This window comes from Pantoea sp. PA1 (assembly GCF_056856975.1).
Genome location: NZ_JBXGEE010000001.1, coordinates 214,622 through 233,891 on the forward strand (window position 1 = coordinate 214,622; position 19,270 = coordinate 233,891).

The 19,270-nt window shown below is 57.7% G+C and carries 19 protein-coding genes and 1 other annotated feature; of the genes, 12 read left to right on the forward strand and 7 right to left on the reverse strand.

The window, feature by feature from the left end; genetic code table 11:
• Positions 1–6 precede the first annotated feature (6 nt).
• Positions 7–1,200: an efflux RND transporter periplasmic adaptor subunit gene (locus tag AC1V0D_RS01195; RefSeq protein ID WP_009091659.1), complete on the reverse strand. Its 1,194-nt coding sequence runs from the start codon at positions 1,198–1,200 to the stop codon at positions 7–9.
• 142 nt (positions 1,201–1,342) lie between these two features.
• Between AC1V0D_RS01195 and acrR the strand changes: the two genes are divergently transcribed.
• Positions 1,343–1,981, forward strand: coding sequence for a multidrug efflux transporter transcriptional repressor AcrR (gene acrR, locus AC1V0D_RS01200; RefSeq protein WP_312829404.1), 639 nt, complete (start codon positions 1,343–1,345; stop codon positions 1,979–1,981).
• Here the strand turns inward: acrR and rsmS are convergent.
• Genes rsmS through priC form a run of 3 tightly spaced genes read right to left on the reverse strand, consistent with a single transcriptional unit; the run spans position 1,978 to position 2,966 of the window.
• Positions 1,978–2,130 carry a pleiotropic regulatory protein RsmS gene (gene rsmS / locus AC1V0D_RS01205; RefSeq protein ID WP_009091656.1) on the reverse strand — a complete coding sequence of 51 codons (153 nt, stop codon included), beginning with the start codon at positions 2,128–2,130 and terminating at the stop codon, positions 1,978–1,980. The two genes, acrR and rsmS, sit on opposite strands and share 4 nt — an antisense overlap.
• An 8-nt stretch (positions 2,131–2,138) precedes the next feature.
• Complete coding sequence (locus AC1V0D_RS01210) at positions 2,139–2,384, reverse strand: GlsB/YeaQ/YmgE family stress response membrane protein (protein WP_046101367.1); 246 nt, start codon at positions 2,382–2,384, stop codon at positions 2,139–2,141.
• A gap of 57 nt (positions 2,385–2,441) precedes the next feature.
• The gene (gene priC / locus AC1V0D_RS01215) at positions 2,442–2,966 is read right to left on the reverse strand and encodes a primosomal replication protein PriC (RefSeq protein ID WP_482906878.1); all 525 of its coding nucleotides are present in this window, start codon (positions 2,964–2,966) and stop codon (positions 2,442–2,444) included.
• A gap of 57 nt (positions 2,967–3,023) precedes the next feature.
• Here priC and AC1V0D_RS01220 point away from each other — a divergent pair, with 57 nt between their 5' ends.
• The 6 genes from AC1V0D_RS01220 (at position 3,024) to htpG (ending at position 9,301) form a co-directional block, all read left to right on the forward strand.
• Positions 3,024–3,413 carry a DUF454 family protein gene (locus AC1V0D_RS01220; RefSeq protein WP_009091649.1) on the forward strand — a complete coding sequence of 130 codons (390 nt, stop codon included), beginning with the start codon at positions 3,024–3,026 and terminating at the stop codon, positions 3,411–3,413.
• Between the two features lie 144 nt (positions 3,414–3,557).
• Positions 3,558–4,109, forward strand: coding sequence for an adenine phosphoribosyltransferase (apt, locus tag AC1V0D_RS01225; protein ID WP_009091646.1), 552 nt, complete (start codon positions 3,558–3,560; stop codon positions 4,107–4,109).
• A gap of 157 nt (positions 4,110–4,266) precedes the next feature.
• Entirely contained in the window at positions 4,267–6,336 is a 2,070-nt protein-coding gene (gene dnaX / locus AC1V0D_RS01230; RefSeq protein ID WP_140923302.1) for a DNA polymerase III subunit gamma/tau, read from the forward strand.
• Positions 5,678–5,739, forward strand: a sequence feature (DnaX frameshifting element). Its footprint overlaps the gene before it by 62 nt.
• Before the next feature lie 55 nt (positions 6,337–6,391).
• The gene (locus AC1V0D_RS01235) at positions 6,392–6,724 is read left to right on the forward strand and encodes a YbaB/EbfC family nucleoid-associated protein (protein WP_009091641.1); all 333 of its coding nucleotides are present in this window, start codon (positions 6,392–6,394) and stop codon (positions 6,722–6,724) included.
• The gene (recR, locus tag AC1V0D_RS01240; RefSeq protein WP_482906879.1) at positions 6,724–7,329 is read left to right on the forward strand and encodes a recombination mediator RecR; all 606 of its coding nucleotides are present in this window, start codon (positions 6,724–6,726) and stop codon (positions 7,327–7,329) included. Before AC1V0D_RS01235 ends, recR begins: the two co-directional genes overlap by 1 nt.
• 97 nt (positions 7,330–7,426) lie before the next feature.
• On the forward strand, positions 7,427–9,301 hold the full coding sequence (htpG, locus tag AC1V0D_RS01245) for a molecular chaperone HtpG (protein WP_482906880.1): 1,875 nt from the start codon (positions 7,427–7,429) through the stop codon (positions 9,299–9,301).
• Positions 9,302–9,596: 295 nt separating this feature from the next.
• On the opposite strand, the gene AC1V0D_RS01250 is transcribed toward htpG, so the two are convergent.
• Positions 9,597–10,466, reverse strand: a complete 870-nt coding sequence (locus AC1V0D_RS01250) for a LysR substrate-binding domain-containing protein (protein ID WP_009091634.1) — start codon at positions 10,464–10,466, stop codon at positions 9,597–9,599.
• Between the two features lie 187 nt (positions 10,467–10,653).
• On the opposite strand from AC1V0D_RS01250, the gene AC1V0D_RS01255 reads away from it, so the two are divergent.
• The 4 genes from AC1V0D_RS01255 to AC1V0D_RS01270 all read left to right on the forward strand — a co-directional run bounded on the left by AC1V0D_RS01255 (position 10,654) and on the right by AC1V0D_RS01270 (position 14,719).
• The gene (locus tag AC1V0D_RS01255) at positions 10,654–11,529 is read left to right on the forward strand and encodes a DUF6024 family protein (protein WP_482906881.1); all 876 of its coding nucleotides are present in this window, start codon (positions 10,654–10,656) and stop codon (positions 11,527–11,529) included.
• Positions 11,530–11,642: 113 nt separating this feature from the next.
• Positions 11,643–12,287, forward strand: coding sequence for an adenylate kinase (adk, locus tag AC1V0D_RS01260; protein WP_009091630.1), 645 nt, complete (start codon positions 11,643–11,645; stop codon positions 12,285–12,287).
• A gap of 113 nt (positions 12,288–12,400) precedes the next feature.
• On the forward strand, positions 12,401–13,360 hold the full coding sequence (gene hemH, locus AC1V0D_RS01265) for a ferrochelatase (protein ID WP_482906882.1): 960 nt from the start codon (positions 12,401–12,403) through the stop codon (positions 13,358–13,360).
• A 57-nt stretch (positions 13,361–13,417) separates the two neighbouring features.
• Positions 13,418–14,719, forward strand: coding sequence for an inosine/guanosine kinase (locus AC1V0D_RS01270; RefSeq protein ID WP_009091626.1), 1,302 nt, complete (start codon positions 13,418–13,420; stop codon positions 14,717–14,719).
• Positions 14,720–14,781: 62 nt separating this feature from the next.
• Here AC1V0D_RS01270 and ybaL read toward each other — a convergent pair whose 3' ends face one another.
• Positions 14,782–16,476 carry a YbaL family putative K(+) efflux transporter gene (ybaL, locus tag AC1V0D_RS01275; protein WP_009091623.1) on the reverse strand — a complete coding sequence of 565 codons (1,695 nt, stop codon included), beginning with the start codon at positions 16,474–16,476 and terminating at the stop codon, positions 14,782–14,784.
• 511 nt (positions 16,477–16,987) lie between these two features.
• On the opposite strand from ybaL, the gene ushA reads away from it, so the two are divergent.
• The gene (ushA, locus tag AC1V0D_RS01280; RefSeq protein WP_482906883.1) at positions 16,988–18,754 is read left to right on the forward strand and encodes a bifunctional UDP-sugar hydrolase/5'-nucleotidase UshA; all 1,767 of its coding nucleotides are present in this window, start codon (positions 16,988–16,990) and stop codon (positions 18,752–18,754) included.
• 34 nt (positions 18,755–18,788) lie between these two features.
• Here the strand turns inward: ushA and AC1V0D_RS01285 are convergent, their stop codons facing one another.
• A complete protein-coding gene (locus AC1V0D_RS01285; protein WP_482906884.1) occupies positions 18,789–19,220 on the reverse strand; it encodes a multidrug/biocide efflux PACE transporter in 432 nt (143 codons plus the stop codon).
• Between the last annotated feature and the right edge of the window lie 50 nt (positions 19,221–19,270).

Sequence of the window (19,270 nt, forward strand, 5' to 3'; positions counted from 1 at the left end):
CTCCTGTTATGACGATGACTTGTCAGACTGCGGCTTAGAATCGGGTGCCGCTTTCGCATCGTCTGAGACTTCTTGTGGGGTAACCTGTGCGCCCGGCTTGGCTCGCTGCAGACCTGTGCTGATCACACGTTCACCCGCTTTAACGCCGTCGGTGACTAACCATTTGTCGCCAATCGCCTGTGAGGTTGTGACCTGACGCGATTCAACTTTGTTGTCTGCGCCGACCACCATGACCGTCGCCTGGCCTGTTGGCGTGCGGGTGACCGCCTGTTGCGGAACCAGCAACGCATTCGGATTGGTCCCTTCCTCCAGACGCGCGCGCACAAACATGCCCGGTAACAGGGTATGGTCCGGGTTCGGGACAATGGCACGCAGGGTGATGGAGCCGGTGGTCTCATCGACGGTGACGTCAGAGAACTCCAGTGTTCCCTTCTGCGCAAAAGTGTTGCCGTTCTGCATCAGCAGGGTCACGCTGGCTTTGCCATCGGTCTGCTTCAGCTGACCTGACTCCAGCTCTGAACGTAAGCGCATGAAATCTTCGCTCGACTGGGTCACATCGACATACATCGGGTCAAGCTGTTGCACGGTCGCCAGCGCGGTGGTCTGGGCGCTTTGAACCAGCGCACCCTCGGTGACTGACGATTTGCCGATGCGGCCGCTGATAGGGGAGGTGACTTTGGTGTAGGCCAGATTAATGCGGGCCGTTTCCACGTTAGCTTTTGCCACCTGGACCGCTGCGTCATTCTGCGCAGCCGTGGCAACCGCCGTGTCGTAATCCTGCTGACTGATATATTTCGTGCCGAGCAGTGGCTTGTAACGCTTAACGGTCAGCTGAGCGATACGGGCGTTGGCCTGTGCCTGGGTTAAATCGCCTTTCGCGCTGTCATAAGCAGCCTGATAGGTAGCCGGGTCGATCTGATAGAGAGACTGACCGGCTTTGATATCACTGCCTTCAATAAAGTTACGCTTGAGAATGATACCGGAAACCTGCGGACGCACTTCAGCCACGCGATAGGCTGAGGTACGGCCTGGAAGTTCAGTCGAAATTTTCAGGGGTTCAGTTTTCAGGGTCACGACACCCACTTCTGGCGGTTGCTGGGCGGCTTGTTCGGATTTATTGTTGTCACATCCTGTTAACAAAAAGCTGCCTGATAGCATCAGGACGGCCGCCAGAGGCGATAATCCTCTGATTTTATTCATAAATAAACCTCTAGTGTCCGATATCAATTGGTCAATGGATCACAAACTGAAAAACCCATTGCTGTGTCAAGTCGCAGGTCGTGCTATGGTACATACATTCACAAATGTATGTAAACTTACCCGTTTGTAAAAAAAGCCCCCTATGGCACGAAAAACCAAAGCGCAAGCACTTGAAACGCGGCATCAAATTCTTGATGCCGCCCTTGTTCTGTTTTCGCAGCAGGGCGTCTCAGCCACGTCTCTGGCCGATATTGCAACCGCTGCCAGTGTGACGCGCGGGGCAATCTACTGGCACTTCAAAAATAAAGCCGATCTCTTACATGAAATATGGCTTCGTTGTGATGCCGGTCTGGATGATGTGGAACTTGAGTATCAGACAAAATACCCTGGTGATCCACTCTCTGTGTTGCGTGCAATGCTGGTCTATATCTTTGAAGCGACAGCAAAGGATCCTCAGCGCCGCGCCTTGATGGAGATCATTTTCCACAAATGCGAATTTGTTGGCGAAATGTCGGCGATGAAGAGTATGCAGCAGAGCCTGTTGCTGGAGTGCTACGACAAAATCGAAGATGTCCTGCGCCAGTGTATTGAAGCGGAACAGCTTCCGGGCACGCTCAGCACGCGGCAGGCCGCCATTATTCTGCGTGGGTATGTCAACGGCATGATGGAAAGCTGGCTATTCGCGCCAGAAAGCTTTGATTTAGCCGCCGACGCGCCGACGCTGGTGAATGCCTTTATCGATATGCTGTGCCTCAGCCCGACGCTGACAACCCGCCATTAATCGGGCTGACGGTCGCGTTTGTTCTCGAAGTCGCGCTGCACCATGGCCAGAGCTGAGAGCACCGTCTCCACCGGCAGTTGATGCTCTTCCAGCAGCTGAATCAGATCGACGGCCAGTTTGACGTCGTCAGGAGCATTTTCCAGTGACATCGCTTCTCCTATATACGTAATCGGGCCACGACCAGCAACATCAGCAGCGCACCTGCAATGGCCATCCCCAGCGCGCCGATGTGCACCGTGGCCAGTGAACCCAGTTCAAAGTACGTCGCAATATAGCCGCCAATCAGGGCGCCGATCATCGACAGTGTCAGGGTGGCCACCAGCCCGCCAGGGCGTCCCGGCAGCAGCAGACGTTTCAGCAACCCCAGCAGCAGCCCGCATAACAGCCAGGTGAATAAGCCCATTGTTCTTCTCCGCGCAGAATCACACCCAGTATAGAAGCGCTTTTGTCGCGCTGCGTTTTATTCGCTGCCGCGCAGTGAGGCCGCCCACTCCACCGAGCGAATCGCCTGACGGCAGCGAGCCAGCCGACCCTCTAACGTTTCCAGCTCCTGCTTCAGCTGCTGCTGAATCATCAGGGTTTCCGCCAGGGCCAGACGCTGCTCACGCTGATCGATCATCGCCAGCAGACGCCGCTCAAATTCACGGTACTCCTGATATTTTGTCGGGGCGGGTCCCTTCACCGGCTGTTCACGTCGCAGACGCAACTGCTGGGTACTCACCTCACGTTGCAGAGCCGCAATCTGATCGACCAGGCGTTCCGCCAGCCAGCGGCTGCGAACCAGATCCTGGCTGCTGTCGCACAGCCGGGCGAAATTCAGCTCCACTTCCTGCAGATAGTCCGCCAGCCGGGTGCCTTTGGTGTGGAACAGCTGGCTGTCAAAACGTGGCAGGCGGCAGACGCCGTCAGGGTGACGTGCCAGGGTCTCACGCAGGGTGAGAATAAGCTGCTGCAATCGCTGCTGCTGAATAGCGATCGCCTTCATCGCGGCACGCTCAACTGTGCTAACGTAAGCAGATGAAGAAAGAGCTGGGCGGCATTTATGCAACGCATTCTGTTATTAACCCTCGGCTGGCTGGCCATTGTGCTGGGAACGCTGGGCATTGTATTACCTTTATTACCTACCACGCCATTCATGCTGCTGGCAGCCTGGTGTTTCGCCCGCTCATCGCCGCGCTTTCATCACTGGCTGCTGTGGAAATCGCCTTTTGGCCGCTATCTGCGCCACTGGCAGCAGCATCGCGCCATGCCGCCGGGTGCCAAAGTGCGTGCCATCTGTCTGATCGTGGCGACCTTTAGCCTCTCCCTGTTTCTGGTGCACCAGGTCTGGGTTCGCGTCATGCTGCTGATCATGCTGGCCGCACTGCTGCTGTTTATGTGGCGGATTCCGGTGGTGGCAGAAACAGCGGACGCACCGCCGCCACCCGGATAAAGTTGCAATTAGCCGGTCATTTGCTTAGATTTGGGCGTCTTCGTGCGTGGCTTCCCTTTGTGAATTAACTTCCGCTGAGCCTTTTACCAGGTATTAGCGCTTTTGAAGCTGCGCGAAACAGAATTTTTTACCAGGCGTATCATCATGACCGACACTGCGCAGCAGCTTGAATTCATTAAAAACAGCATCAAAAGCATCCCCGATTATCCTAAGCCAGGCATCCTGTTCCGCGATGTCACCAGCCTGCTGGAAGATCCCAAAGCCTATGCCGCGTCGATTGCGCTGCTGGTTGAGCGTTACCGTAATAAAGGCATCACCAAAGTGGTCGGCACGGAAGCGCGCGGTTTCCTGTTTGGCGCACCGGTGGCGCTGGGCCTCGGCGTCGGTTTTGTGCCAGTGCGCAAGCCGGGCAAGCTGCCTCGTGAAACCTACAGCGAAGCCTATGAGCTGGAGTACGGCACCGATCAGCTGGAACTGCACAAAGATGCCATTCAGCCAGGCGACGTGGTGCTGGTGGTCGATGACCTGCTGGCGACCGGCGGCACGATCGAAGCGACAGTGAAACTGATTCGTCGTGCAGGCGGTGAAGTGAAAGACGCGGCGTTCATCATTAATCTGTTCGACCTGACCGGTGAATCGCGTCTGACTGCCCTGGGCGTTGAGAGCTACAGCCTGGTTAAATTCCCCGGCCACTAAGCCACTCTTCCGGCCTTGCTCCCGCGCGAGGCCGTCACGCCCCTGGCGTCAAGATAACGAGTGCCAGGCAAAAGCGTAGCTGATAGACTACTGCAATCTTATACAGGGGTTGCAGAGCGTCTGCGCTCATCTTTCCATCCAACTTCGTCGAATCCACATGAGCTATCAGGTACTTGCGCGAAAATGGCGTCCCCAGGCTTTTGCTGATGTTGTCGGTCAGGAACATGTTCTGACCGCGCTGGCGAATGGATTGTCTCTGGGACGCATCCATCATGCTTATCTCTTCTCCGGCACCCGCGGCGTCGGGAAAACCACCATTGCGCGTCTGCTGGCCAAAGGCCTTAACTGCGAAACCGGTATCACCGCGACCCCCTGTGGTCAGTGTGATAACTGCCGGGAAATCGAGCAGGGCCGCTTTGTCGATCTGATCGAGATTGACGCCGCATCACGCACCAAAGTTGAAGACACCCGCGATCTGCTCGACAACGTGCAGTACGCCCCGGCGCGTGGCCGCTTCAAAGTCTATCTGATCGATGAAGTGCACATGCTGTCGCGTCACAGCTTCAATGCGCTGTTAAAGACGCTGGAAGAGCCGCCTTCACACGTTAAGTTTTTACTGGCCACGACCGATCCGCAGAAACTACCGGTGACCATCCTCTCGCGCTGTCTGCAGTTTCACCTCAAGGCGCTGGATGTCGATCAAATCCGTCAGCAGCTTGAGCATGTCCTGAAGCAGGAACAGATTGAGAGTGAAACCCGTGCGCTGCAACTCCTGGCACGGGCTGCCGATGGCAGTATGCGCGATGCGCTGAGCCTCACTGACCAGGCCATTGCCATGGGGCAGGGGGCGGTGACCAGCAGCACGGTCAGCGTCATGCTTGGCACGCTGGATGATGAGCAGCCGCTGGGGCTGCTGGAGGCGCTGGTCGAGGGTGACGGTCAGCAGGTGATGAACCTGCTGAGTCAGGCGGCGTCTCGCGGCGTCGAGTGGGAGGCGCTGCTGGTAGAAATGCTGCGGCTGCTGCATCAGATTGCGATGGTGCAACTGCTGCCCGCCTCACTCAGCGATGATGACGAGAGCAGCGCACTTCGTTTGCGGGAACTGGCCCGGGTGGTACCGCCCGCCGATCTGCAGCTCTACTATCAGACCCTGCTGATGGGGCGCAAGGATCTGCCGATTGCGCCCGACCGCCGCATGGGGGTGGAGATGACGCTGCTGCGTGCACTGGCATTTCATCCGAAAGCCGCCGTGGCGGAACCCATTGCGCGTCCCGCATTAACCGAGCAGATGTCACCAGTGGCCCCGGCACAGCGATCGGCTGCGGGATCGACATCAGCGGCACCAGCCGCCCGACAACCGGCCACGCCGTCACCGGCTGCTGCGACACCGCCGCAGACGGCACAGCCACAGCCGCAGCCAGCCGTAACCCCGCAGCCGGTTGCCGCGCAGCCACAGATGGCGGCACCCGACGCGGAGCCACCGCGTTCGCCGCCGCCCGATGCCGCACCGGACAGCGCGCTGTCGAGTTCCACCAGCCAGCTCCTGCAGGCGCGCACTCAGTTGCTGCGTCAGGGAGCGAACAAACCAAAAAAGAGTGAGCCGGCGGCGCCAGGTGCGCGGCCGGCCAACTCCGCGCTGGAGCGGCTGGCTTCCGTTACCGAGCGCAGCCAGCAGCGGATCCGCGATCGCGAGCCTGCCACGCCGGTAAAAGAGGAAGCGTACCGCTGGAAGGCGGTGAATCAGACGGAGGAAGTGGCGGAGCCGGTGGCGACGCCAAAGGCCTTGCGTTCTGCGCTGGAGCATGAGAAAACCCCTGAGCTTGCGGCGCGTCTGGCGGAAGAGGCGCAGCAGCGCGATCCCTGGGCCGCAGAAATCGCTCTCCTGCCGCTGCCGAAGCTGGTTCAGCAGCTGGCCTTAAACGCGTGGAAAGAGGTGACCGAAAGCGGCGTCTGCCTGCATCTGCGCAGCAGCCAGCGGCATCTTAATTCAGCGTCGGCGCAGCAGGTGTTAAGCGAGGCGCTGAGTCAGCACGCCGGGCAGAGAGTTGAACTCTCGGTAGTTGAAGACGATAATTCATCGGTGTTGACGCCACTGGAGTGGCGTCAGGCCATTTACGAAGAGAAACTGGCGCAGGCGCGTCAGTCGATCACCTGTGATACCCACATCCAGACGCTACAGCGATTTTTCGATGCCGATCTGGATGAGGAGAGTATCCGACCTGTTTGAACACGCTGCTGCTATCGTCACGATAGCGTTGTAGCCTTAGCTGAGAGAGAAAACTATGTTTGGTGGTAAAGGCGGATTGGGCAACCTGATGAAACAGGCCCAGCAGATGCAGGACAAAATGGCCAAAGTTCAGGAAGAGATCGCCGCGCTTGAAGTGACCGGTGAGTCCGGTGCTGGCCTGGTAAAAGTCACCATTAACGGCGCGCACAACTGCCGTCGCGTGGAAATCGATCCCAGCCTGCTGGAAGATGATAAAGACATGCTGGAAGATCTGGTTGCCGCAGCGTTCAACGATGCCGCACGTCGCATTGACGAAACCCAGAAAGAGAAGATGGCTTCTGTCTCTTCAGGCATGCAGCTGCCGCCAGGCTTTAAGATGCCATTCTGATGCAAACCAGCCCACTGCTTGAATCATTGATGGAGTCGCTGCGCTGTCTGCCCGGCGTGGGGCCGAAGTCGGCTCAGCGCATGGCGTTTCAGCTGCTGCAGCGCGATCGCAGCGGGGGCATGCGGCTGGCACAGGCGCTGACCCGGGCGATGTCGGAGATTGGTCACTGTGCCGATTGCCGCACCTTCACCGAGCAGGAAATCTGCACGATCTGCGCCAACCCACGGCGTCAGCAGAACGGTCAGATTTGCGTGGTGGAAAGCCCGGCGGATATCCACGCCATTGAGCAGACCGGCCAGTTTGGCGGTCGCTACTTTGTCCTGATGGGTCATCTCTCGCCGCTCGACGGGATTGGTCCGGCCGACATCGGTCTGGATCGTCTGGAGCATCGTCTGGAGAGTGAAACCCTGCAGGAAGTGATCCTCGCCACTAACCCGACGGTGGAAGGTGAGGCGACCGCGAACTATATCGCGGAGCTCTGTGGCCAGTATGGCGTCAGCGCCAGCCGAATCGCGCACGGCGTGCCGGTGGGCGGTGAGCTGGAGATGGTCGATGGCACCACGCTCTCCCATTCACTGGCGGGTCGCCAGAAGTTTAAATTTTAATCACTTGCCGGTGTTGTGACAGACACCGGCTTGAAAATCCCCCCGTCATCCCCACATCAACCTCAACGTTTGTTCAACCTGTTTTGTTGAGGTAGCAATGACCATGAAAGGACAAGAGACCCGTGGCTTTCAGTCGGAAGTAAAACAACTTCTGCACCTGATGATCCATTCTCTCTATTCAAACAAAGAGATTTTCCTGCGTGAGCTGATCTCCAACGCCTCGGATGCGGCCGACAAACTGCGCTTCCGCGCCCTGTCAGATTCCAGCCTGTATGAAGGTGATGGCGAGCTGCACGTTCGTCTCTCTGTTGATAAGGACAACCGTACCCTGACGCTGAGCGACAACGGTATCGGTATGCGTCGTGATGAGGTGATTGAGAACCTCGGGACTATCGCCAAATCAGGCACCAAATCTTTCCTTGAATCCCTGGGTTCTGACCAGGCGAAAGACAGCCAACTGATCGGTCAGTTTGGTGTGGGCTTCTACTCCGCTTTTATTGTGGCGGATAAAGTGACCGTGCGCACCCGTGCCGCGGGCGCCTCAGCCGATGAAGGGGTTTTCTGGGAGTCAGCAGGAGAGGGTGAATATACCCTGGCGGAGATTGAGAAAGCCGACCGCGGGACCGCGATCACCCTGCATCTGCGCGAAGGTGAAGATGAGTTCCTGGATGTCTGGCGCGTTCGCAACATCATCAGCAAGTACTCCGATCACATCGCGCTGCCGGTTGAGATCGAAAGCAAAGATGAAGAGAGCGACACGACGCACTGGGAGAAGATCAACAAAGCCCAGGCGCTGTGGACCCGCAACAAATCTGACATCAGCGATGAAGAGTACAACGAGTTCTACAAGCACATCGCCCACGACTTCAGCGATCCGGTCGCGTGGAGCCACAACCGGGTGGAAGGTAAGCAGGAATATACCAGCCTGCTCTACATTCCGGCGCGTGCGCCGTTCGATATGTGGAACCGCGATCAGAAGCATGGCCTGAAACTCTATGTACAGCGCGTCTTTATCATGGATGACGCTGAGCAGTTTATGCCGAACTACCTGCGCTTTGTACGTGGCCTGATTGACTCCAGCGATCTGCCGCTGAACGTCTCCCGTGAGATCCTGCAGGACAGCCGCGTCACGCAGAGCCTGCGCGGTGCGCTGACCAAACGTACCCTGCAGATGCTGGAAAAACTGGCGAAAGATGACAGTGAGAAGTATCAGACCTTCTGGAAAGAGTTCGGTCTGGTGCTGAAAGAGGGCCCGGCAGAAGATCACGCGAATCAGGAAGCGATCGCGAAGCTGCTGCGTTTCGCGACCACCCAGAGCGACGGCGCGGCACAGACCGTTTCGCTGGAAGATTACGTCAGCCGCATGGTGGAAGGTCAGGAGAAGATTTACTACATCACTGCTGACAGCTATGCCGCTGCCAAGAGCAGCCCGCATCTGGAGCTGTTCCGCAAAAAAGGCATTGAGGTGCTGCTGCTCTCCGATCGCATCGACGAATGGATGATGAGCTACCTCACCGAGTTTGACGGGAAAACCTTCCAGTCAGTGAGCAAAGCGGACGAGTCGCTGAGCAAGCTGGCCGATGAAGAGACCGAAGAGCAGAAAGAGGCGGAAAAAGCGCTGGAGCCATTTGTTGAGCGGGTGAAAAATCTGCTGGGTGAGCGCGTGAAAGAAGTACGTCTGACTCACCGTCTGACCGACACACCCGCCATTGTCACGACCGACGCCAACGAGATGACCACGCAGATGGCGAAGCTGTTTGCCGCGGCCGGACAAGAGGTACCGGAAGTGAAGTACCTGTTCGAAATCAACCCGGATCACCCGCTGGTGAAACGTGTTGCCGATACTCAGGATGAAGCACGCTTCGGTGAGTGGGTTGAGCTGCTGCTGGATCAGGCACTGCTGGCTGAGCGCGGCACCCTTGACGATCCAAACCAGTTTATCCGTCGCATGAATCAGCTGCTGACGGCTTAAACCCTCAGACCGGTATTTTCACCGGTCTCAGTCGGCTGATAAAGCCAAAGCAGGATGATTCTGACCGCAACGCCTGCACCCGCTGCGCAGGGGACACGGTCAGAAGAGGAAAGCGTCCCGCGCCAGGGATGGCGCGGGTCGAGCGTGTCAGGGATGACGGCTTTTGCGTCTTTCCGATCTGACCGTGTTCCCTGTGCTAACTCGATCTGACAGCAGAGCAGAGCCGAGCAGAGTAGAGCAGGGCAGGGCAGAGCAGAGTCAACAACATCAAGCCGGTGATCATCACCGGCTTTTTTTATGGCTGTGCGGCATCCCGCAGCCAGTCCCGAAACAGGGTGATCTCGCTGTCGTCACGGCGACTCTGCTTCGTCATCATCCATGTTGCCCGATCGGTCGGGACAAAGCCGAGTGGGGCGATCAGCGATCCCTCCTCCAGCTCCCGCCGAACCAGCAGACGCGGCGCCATCAGCACGCCCAGACCACTGCGTGCCGCCTGAATAGCCAGCGTCAGCGTCTCAAAGTGCTTACCGCTGCTGAAGCGGCCGCTGACCCCTGCCTTTGAGGCCCACTCTGACCAGGCGTGGAGACGGGTATCCGCATGCAGCAACGGCATTGCCGATAAATCTTCGCCCACCCGCAGCTGTGAAGCGAAATGCGGAGCGCAGAGCGGTCCGATCTCATCCTCGCTCACCAGCATCGCGTCAATATCGGGTTCAGGTGACTCGCTATGGCTGAGGATCAGCACATCCACATGCTCGCTACGCAGTTGAGGAACCTGAGCCAGCGGCTGAAAGTGAACCTCAATCTCCGGATAGCGCTGATAGAAGCTGGAGATGCGGGGGATCAGCCATTGCGATAAAAAACTGGGGGCACAGGAGATGCGAATCTGCTGAAGCAGGCCGGTGCGGATATTTTCACAGCTGCTGCGTAATTCACTGAATGCCTGCTGACAGCTCAGCAGCAGCCGGTCGCCATGTGCCGTCAGCTTTACGCGGCCATTAGTGCGGACAAACAGCGGTTTACCCATCCAGCTCTCCAGCTGGCGAATCTGATGGCTGATGGCACTGTGCGTGACGTGCAGATGTTCAGCCGCCACGCTGAAGCTGCTGTGCAAGGCTGCCTGGTGGAAATAGTGCAGCGCTCTCAGTGGCGGCAGTCCGTTCATCCTTATCCCCTGTGCAAAAATCTAACAGGGATTGTCAATTTATATCATTTTAAAGTCCAGCCGCATTGGCCTACTCTACAGGACAAATTCTGGCGGGTTGACTCATCCTTATATCTGTGACTTTCCACAGCTATTCCGCCTGGCTTCACCTGCGTTCACGCCACACTATTATTCAAGCGAGACTGCCATGGCAAACGGCCCTTTATCCTCTGAAACGTCTGAAGAGGCGCGTCATCGGTTGCGCCTGGCGCTGTCACGTTATTATAAACTTGAGCAGTTTGACCTCTTCTTTACCCCCTCACTGCATGTGGCTCAGGTGCTGCTCTCTCAACTGTTTCTGCGCCAGGAGCAGACGCGCAATCAGACCCGCTACGCCTCACACTATCCGGTTACCGAACTCAGCGTTCTGCCCGCGATCCCCCTGATAGCCGGTAACATCACGCTGGTGCCGCACGTCGACTTACCGGATGGTCGGGTGCGCCCGTTGCGGGAGTGCCAGCGCCACGGCGTGACGGAAGCGAGCGAGAGCTTCGCCAGCGTGCTGCATCACAAACTGATCGACGAAGCCCGTCTGTTTGTGACCCGACTGGATCGGCATGCGGAGATCTGCAGCGATCTGGTGCTGGTGGCGCTAAGAACGCACGACTTCAGCACCCTGGTACGCAGTGAACTGCGTCTGTTTGAACAGGGGCTGACGCTGCCCGCCATCGACGAGGCGCTGCAGCGCCTCAACGATCCGCAGTGGCGGCCTTACAATGCCGCCACCGTCGATGCGCTTTCACTTTCAGGGCCGCTGTCGCTCAACTCCAGCCATCAGCCCGGTCTGCCCTTTGCCAGCTTTACGCTCCCGGCACCGCTGTTCGCCAGGCTGTCGGACGCCGATGATGTGGTGAAGTGGCCGCAGCAGGCGCGGCTGCAGCTGAATGCCAACGTGCGCGGCAGCGGTAAAAAAAGCGTGAATATGACCCATTATCTGAGCCGCCGGCTGCAGTATTTGCTCGGCACCGGCATGAAATCTGAAAAAGCGTCAGGCAGACCAGCCGGGTCTGGTTTCACGCCATAAAGCCAGTAAAGTAGCCCTGAGCGATCCGTGCCCTTCCTTGTGATGAGCGGGTCATAATGGTATGTTCTTCGCCTTCAAGATAGATCAATGCGATTCGCAAGGGGATTTACGCAATGCGTATTATTCTGCTCGGAGCTCCGGGCGCAGGTAAGGGGACTCAGGCCCAATTCATCATGGAGAAGTACGGCATTCCGCAAATCTCCACTGGCGACATGTTGCGTGCAGCAGTGAAAGCAGGCAGCGAGTTGGGCAACCAGGCGAAAGCCATCATGGATGCTGGCAAACTGGTGACCGATGAGCTGGTGATTGCGCTGGTTAAAGAGCGTATCACCCAGGAAGATTGCAAAAACGGTTTCCTGCTGGACGGTTTCCCGCGCACCATTCCTCAGGCGGATGCAATGAAAGAAGCCGGGATCACTGTTGATCACGTGCTGGAGTTCGCTGTACCGGACGAACTGATCGTCGAACGTATCGTGGGTCGTCGCGTGCATGCGCCGTCAGGCCGCGTCTATCACGTCACCTTCAATCCACCGAAAGTGGAAGGCAAAGATGATGTGACCGGTGAAGAGCTCACCACGCGCAAAGACGATCAGGAAGAGACCGTGCGTAAGCGTCTGGTGGAATACCATGAGATGACTGCGCCGCTGATTGCTTACTACAGCAAAGAAGCGGAAGCGGGCAACACCGCCTATCACAAAATCGACGGCACCCGTAAGGTGTCCGAAGTGAGTGCTGAGCTGGCTAAGATTCTGGGCTAAGCTCACCGGGGCCGGGATTACCGGCCCCTTTTGCAGTAATTGCTTTTACCTCCCACTAATTCCGCTACAATTTCCCTGTTTTCACGCATCCCCGTTGTTATCAAGGAACTCCAATGAGGCAAGATAAGCCCGGCGTGTTACTGGTTAATTTAGGTACGCCAGACGCCCCTACCACACCTGCTGTTAAACGTTATCTGAAACAGTTTTTAAGCGATCCTCGCGTGGTCGATGCGCCGCGCTGGCTCTGGTGGCCGGTTCTCAATGCCGTCATTCTGCCGTTTCGCTCACCGCGCGTATCGAAGCTCTACGCTTCGGTCTGGATGGAAGGGGGATCGCCGTTGCTGGTCTATAGCCAGCGTCAGCGCGACGCCCTGGCGGCCCGCGTCGATATGCCGGTTGAACTGGGTATGAGCTACGGCAATCCCAGCCTGAAAAGCGCCGTGGATAAGCTGATGGCGCAGGGCGTGACCCGCCTGATTGTGCTGCCGCTCTATCCGCAGTTCTCCTGCTCCACCGTGGCGGCGGTGTGGGATGGCCTGACCAGCGTCTTCAGAGCGTATCGCTCATTGCCTGAGGTGCAGTTTATCCGCGACTACGCCGAGCATCCGGCCTATATCGCCGCGCTGAAAGCCTCTGTCGAGCAATCCTTTGCGCGGCACGGCCAGCCCGATCTGCTGGTGTTATCCTTCCACGGCATTCCGCAGCGCTTTGCCAACGAAGGTGATGACTATCCGCAGCGCTGCGCGGATACCACAGCGGCCCTGGTGAAAGCGCTCGGCCTGCGTGAGGATCAGTACATGATGACCTTCCAGTCGCGTTTTGGTCGTGAGCCCTGGCTGATGCCTTACACCGACAAAACGATGGAAAGCCTGCCTGCGAAGGGGATTAAACATGTTCAGGTGATGAGCCCGGGCTTCTCGTCAGACTGCCTGGAGACGCTGGAGGAGATCAGTGGTGAAAACTGCGAAATCTTCATGCACGCCGGCGGCGAGAAGTTTGAGTACATTCCCGCACTGAACGCCGATGACGCGCACATCGACATGATGGTGCAACTGGTCAGCGCACGTCGTTAAAGCAGAGGCGGAGAGTGTGATATCATTCTCCGCCTGTTTTTCCAGACGGCACTCCCGATGAAATTTCCCGGCAAACGCAAATCTAAACACTACTTTCCCGTCAGCGCACGCGATCCCCTGTTACAGCCGACTCAGACCGACGTTGATGCGGGCAGCTGGGTGGTGGGTATCGACCAGACGCTGGTGGATATCGAAGCAAAAGTCGATGACGCTTTTCTGTCACGATACGGCCTGAGTGCCGGGCACTCACTGGTCATCGACAATGCTGTCGCGGAAGCGCTGTACAGCGAGCTGATGCGTGACGGGCTCATCACCCATCAGTTTGCCGGTGGCACCATCGGTAACACGCTGCATAACTTTTCAGTGCTGGCCGATGATCGCTCGGTCCTGCTGGGCGTGATGTGTAACAACATCCAGATTGGCGGCTACGCCTATCGCTATCTCTGCAACACCTCAAGCCGGGTAGATCTCAACTTCCTTCAGGGAGTGGATGGCGCGATCGGTCGCTGCTTCACGCTGATTGGCGAGCATGGCGAGCGCACCTTTGCTATCAGCCCCGGTCAGATGAATCAGCTTCATCCGGATAGTGTGCCGGAAGACGTAATTGCCGGGGCCTCGGCGCTGGTTCTCACCTCCTATCTGGTGCGCTGTGCCGAGGGTGAGCCGATGCCGCAGGCGACGCTGCGCGCGATTGAGTATGCCAAACGCCATCATGTGCCGGTGGTGCTGACGCTGGGCACCAAACATGTGATTGGCGACAACCCTCAGTTCTGGCGTGACTTCCTGCGTGACCATGTCAGCATCGTGGCGATGAATGAAGAGGAAGCGCTGGCACTGACCGGGGAGTCCGATCCGCTGCTCGCCGCGGATATGGCGCTGGAGTGGGTGGATCTGGTGCTCTGTACCGCTGGCCCAATCGGGCTCTATATGGCGGGGTACACCGAGGAAGAGTTCAAACGCAAAACCAACCATCCGCTGCTGCCTGGCGCGATTGCGGAGTTCAATCAGTATGAGTTCAGCCGGGTGATGCGCCAGCAGGATTGCCAGCAGCCGCTGCGTGTCTTCTCGCATATCGCGCCTTATATGGGCGGCCCGGAGAAGATCATGAACACCAATGGCGCGGGGGATGGGGCGCTGGCGGCGTTACTGCATGATATTACCGCCAACACCTATCACAGTCTGAACGTGCCCAACTCCAGTAAACATGCGCGTCCTTATCTGACCTACTCGTCGCTGGCGCAGGTGTGTAAGTACGCCAACCGTGTCAGCTATCAGGTGCTGAACCAGCATTCGCCGCGTTTAACCCGCGGACTGCCGGAACGCGAGGACAGCCTGGAAGAGTCCTACTGGGATCGGTAAAGCGGGTCGCGACAGGATATAAAAAAGGCCCTTCTGAACAGCAGGGCCTTTATGAACAGCAATCAGCGCACTACATCACAGGGCTGTAAATCCTCGCCCTGCGTCATCTCATCCTGCAGGATCTGCAGCATGCTGCTGGCGATCTCACGCTCACCCATCACGACGCGGGATGCACCGCGTTCCATGATGTATTCCACTTCATCGTCGTAGTGGGCGCGGGCGATAATCTCAATGTTCTGGTGTTTTTCGCGCGCGGCGGTGACCACTTCACCCGCCTCATAGCCATTCGGGATCGTGAGTAACAGCCAGCGGGCGCAGTCCAGTCGTGCCAGTTCCATGGTTTCAGCGCGGGCCGCGTTGCCCAGCACCGCTTTGATACCCTGCTCGCGCAGCGCTTCGACCCGCGGACGGGAGTTTTCAACCACCACCAGTGGTACATTCGCCTCCAGCAGCTTCTGACCAATCAGGCTGCCCACCCGGCCATAACCAACAATCACCGCGTGATTGCAGAAATCGACCGGAATCTGCTTCTCTTCTTCGATGGCCTCTTCCAGCGTCTGCTCTTCCATGGTTTCGGTTTTCGCCAGAAAACGCTCCAGAAGGGTAAACAGAATCGGGTTGAGCATAATCGACAGAATAGCGGCGGCCAGCACCAGGTTGCGCCCCTCATCGCTGAGCAGGCCGAGTGAGATACCCAGACCCGCCAGGATAAAGGCGAACTCACCGATCTGCGCCAGACTGACCGAAATGGTCAGCGCCGTGCGACGCGAATGGCCGAGCAGTGACACCAGCAGCCAGGCGGCGACTGACTTGCCGACCACAATAATCACCAGCGCACCCAGCACGGCCAGCGGCTGCGTTACCAGAATGGAAGGGTCAAACAGCATCCCCACCGAGACGAAGAACAGCACCGCAAAGGCATCGCGCAGCGGCAGGGTATCGCGTGCCGCGCGGTGGCTCAGTTCGGACTCGTTGAGCACCATACCGGCGAAGAACGCACCCAGCGCAAACGAGACATCGAAAAATTCAACCGCGCCAAACGCGATACCCAGCGCCAGGGCTAACACGGCCAGGGTAAAGAGTTCACGTGAACCGGTCGCCGCACTGCGGGCGAGGATCCAGGGCACAGCCCGGCGTCCCACGACCATCATCAGCACCATAAAGGCCGCCACTTTGCCGATGGTCCACAGCAGATCCCAGGCCAGCAGGCCGGCGCTGGCGTTGCCCTGTTCCATCATGCCGGCAATCGCAGGCAGCAGAACCAGCGTCAGCACCATTACCAGATCTTCAACAATCAGCCAGCCAATCGCAATCTGCCCGCGCTGGCTATCGATCAGCTGTCGCTCCTCTAACGCGCGCAGCAACACCACGGTACTGGCGGTAGAGAGGCAGAGGCCAAAGACCAGGCCGGTCATCCATGACCAGCCCAGCGTCCAGGACAATCCCATTCCCAGTAAGGTCGCGACGGCGATCTGCGCGATGGCACCGGGAATGGCGATCGACTTTACCGACATGAGATCTTTCATTGAGAAGTGCAGGCCGACACCGAACATCAGCAGGATAACGCCGAGTTCGGCCAGTTCAGGGGCCAGATTGGTATCGGCAACGAAACCGGGGGTAAAGGGGCCGGCCAGCACGCCGGCCATCAGGTAACCGACCAGCGGGGAGATACGCAGGCGATTCGCCAGCATCCCAAGGAGAAATGCCAGAACCAGCGCTCCGACAATGGTAGTGATCAACGGGGTGGTGTGATGCATGCCTGTCTCCTTGTATGCAAATGTATCCGCTTGTAACAAACGAGTTTAATGTAAAATCACACCTTCCGCTGAGCAATTTGCGGGAATAGCGTAAAAAAACCGGAAAAAAAGCCAATTACACAATCGGAAGGCCATTTCTGTTCATTATCAGCAATACTGGCTGAATTTGCGGTTCAGACAGAGCAGGATAAATAAAAATTATCATGAGTAAATGCCGGGAGTCTGACGCAAATAGCCGGTAAATGGCCTCTCAGAGCGGCTAAAACCCGTCAGCCCCTCTTTTTGCAGGAGTAAACAATCAGTTAACAATAGAGCGAACTGCCGGTTGAGGTGACGCTGGCAGACAGGGAGCCTGCGATACGGTGCCCGCTCCCGGTTCTGCTGGCGGCATTGCGCGGACCGGTGCAGCTGGCGTGATGCGCATTGGCCTTGAGTTCGCCGGGAGAATGTGCGACACAGTGGGGCAATGCGGCCGGGAATTCGGGCCAGGGGAAAATTAAGGAGAATATCAGTGGTGTTTTCAAAATGGACAGGGGCGGGCGTCGCGCTGCTGGTGGCGCTGTTTCCGCTGTTTTCACAGGCTGCCCAGGCCGATCGCAGCTATCGCTTCAGCGTGCTGCACACAAACGATGAGCATGGCCATTTCTGGTTCAATGAACAGGGCGAATATGGTCTGGCGGCACAGAAAACGCTGATGGACACGATGCGCTATGACGTGCAGGCCAGAGGCGGCGGCGCACTGATCCTCTCCGCCGGGGATGTGAACACCGGGGTGCCGGAGTCTGACGAGCTGGATGCAGAACCTGATTTTCGGGCGATGAACCTGATTGGTTATGACGCCATGGCGCTGGGCAATCATGAGTTTGATAAGCCGATTGCGGTGCTGCGTAAGCAGGAGAAGTGGGCGCGCTTCCCGCTGCTGGCTGCCAACGTCTATCAGAAAAGCACCGGTCAGCGGATGTTTAAACCCTGGGCGGTTTTTAACCGTCTCGGACTGAAAATCGCGGTTGTCGGGCTGATCACGCCTGACACGGCGAAGCTGGCTAACCCTGAAGGACTTAAAGATACCGACTTCCGCGATCCGATTGCTGAAGCCGTGAAGGCGGTGGCCGAACTGCGCGCCACAGAAAAGCCGGATGTGATTATCGCGCTGACCCATCTTGGTGACTATGACGATGGCGACCATGGCAGCAACGGCATTGACGATGTCACCCTGGCGCGCAGCCTGCCCGCCGGGACAATCAATCTGATTGTCGGCGGTCATTCGCATGACGCCGTCTGTATGGAAAAAGAGAACGTCAGCGTGAAAAATTATCAGCCTGGCCAGCCATGCCAGCCTGATAAGCAAAATGGCATCTGGATTATGCAGGCCGACAAGTGGGGCAGATATGTCGGACGCGGCGATTTTACCTTCCGCAACGGTCAGGTGACGCTGGAGGCGTATCAGCTGGTGCCGGTGAATCTTAAACACCGGGTGAAAAACGCCGATGGCAGCGAAACCTGGCTCACCTGGCAGGAGGAGATCCCTAAAAACAGCGCGATGATGAAACTGCTGATGCCGTTCCAGAAGCGGGCGGAGGCGAAGTTAACCGTCAATGTCGGCAGCGCCGACGGCGACTTCAGCGGTGAAAAAGAGCAGGTTCGCTTTGAGCAGACCAACCTCGGCCAGCTGATTCTGCGCGCCCAGATGGCGCACACGCAGGCGGACTTTGCCGTGATGAGTGGTGGCGGCATTCGCACCTCGCTGAAATCGGGCAAGCTCAGCTGGCGCGATCTGCTGCAGGTTCAGCCGTTTGGCAATCAGGTGGTCTCTGTCAGCCTGACCGGCGCGGAGATTAAAAAATATCTGGATGTGGTTGCCAATATTCAGCCGGACACGGGGGGCTACGCCCAGTTTGCCGGGCTCAGCCTGACCGCGGATGGAAAACAGGTCAGCGACGTCATGATCAACGGCAAGCCGCTGCAGGAGACGCAGCACTATCGTATGGCGACCAACAGCTTTAATGCGGCAGGCGGCGACGGTTATCCGCGTCTGGATAACCACGCGGGCTATCGCAATAGCGGAGCGGTGGATGCGCAGGTACTGCGTGAGTGGATTAGCGCCCATTCGCCGCTTAAAGCCAGCGACTATCAGCCCAAAGGCCAGATCGTACATCTGACCGATGAGCAGATCCGGGCGCGGGATGAGGCGGCCGAAAAAGCGCGTAAGCGTAACTACCCGAAAATGATTCTGGCGTGGATCTGGCCGTGGGGGAACGAAACAGCCCGCACGCATTGAACGCACCGGGAGGCGTCTGCGCCTCCCGATTTTCTCATGCCCGGCAGTGGCGACGCCTGAACCAGCGGGCGCGCAGCTGGTCCCAGCCCCAGTTATAAGCGAGGGTAAACGGCAGGAAGAAGAGGAAAAAGGCCACTTCTACCAGAAACGCCTGCCACAGGGTAATATCCAGCATCAGGGCGGCAATCGGCAGACCGATCAGGATAAAGCCGCCTTCAAATCCCAGCGCATGAACCGCACGCACGACAGGCCCGCGTTTCTCGCCCGGCGCATAGATCCGATCAAACCCGGCGTTGTAGATCATGTTCCACAGCATCGCCGCGGTTGAAAGCATAATTGCCAGCGATCCCATCTGAAACAGCGGCTTATTCATCACCCAGGCCGCCAGCGGCGAAACGGTCAGAATCGCCAGCGTCTCAAAACAGACGGCATGAAGAATACGTTCTTTAAGTGAGCGGGTACGCATTGTGTTTTCTCCTTCAATCATGCGGCGCATTTTCCCATCGCAGAATGCTA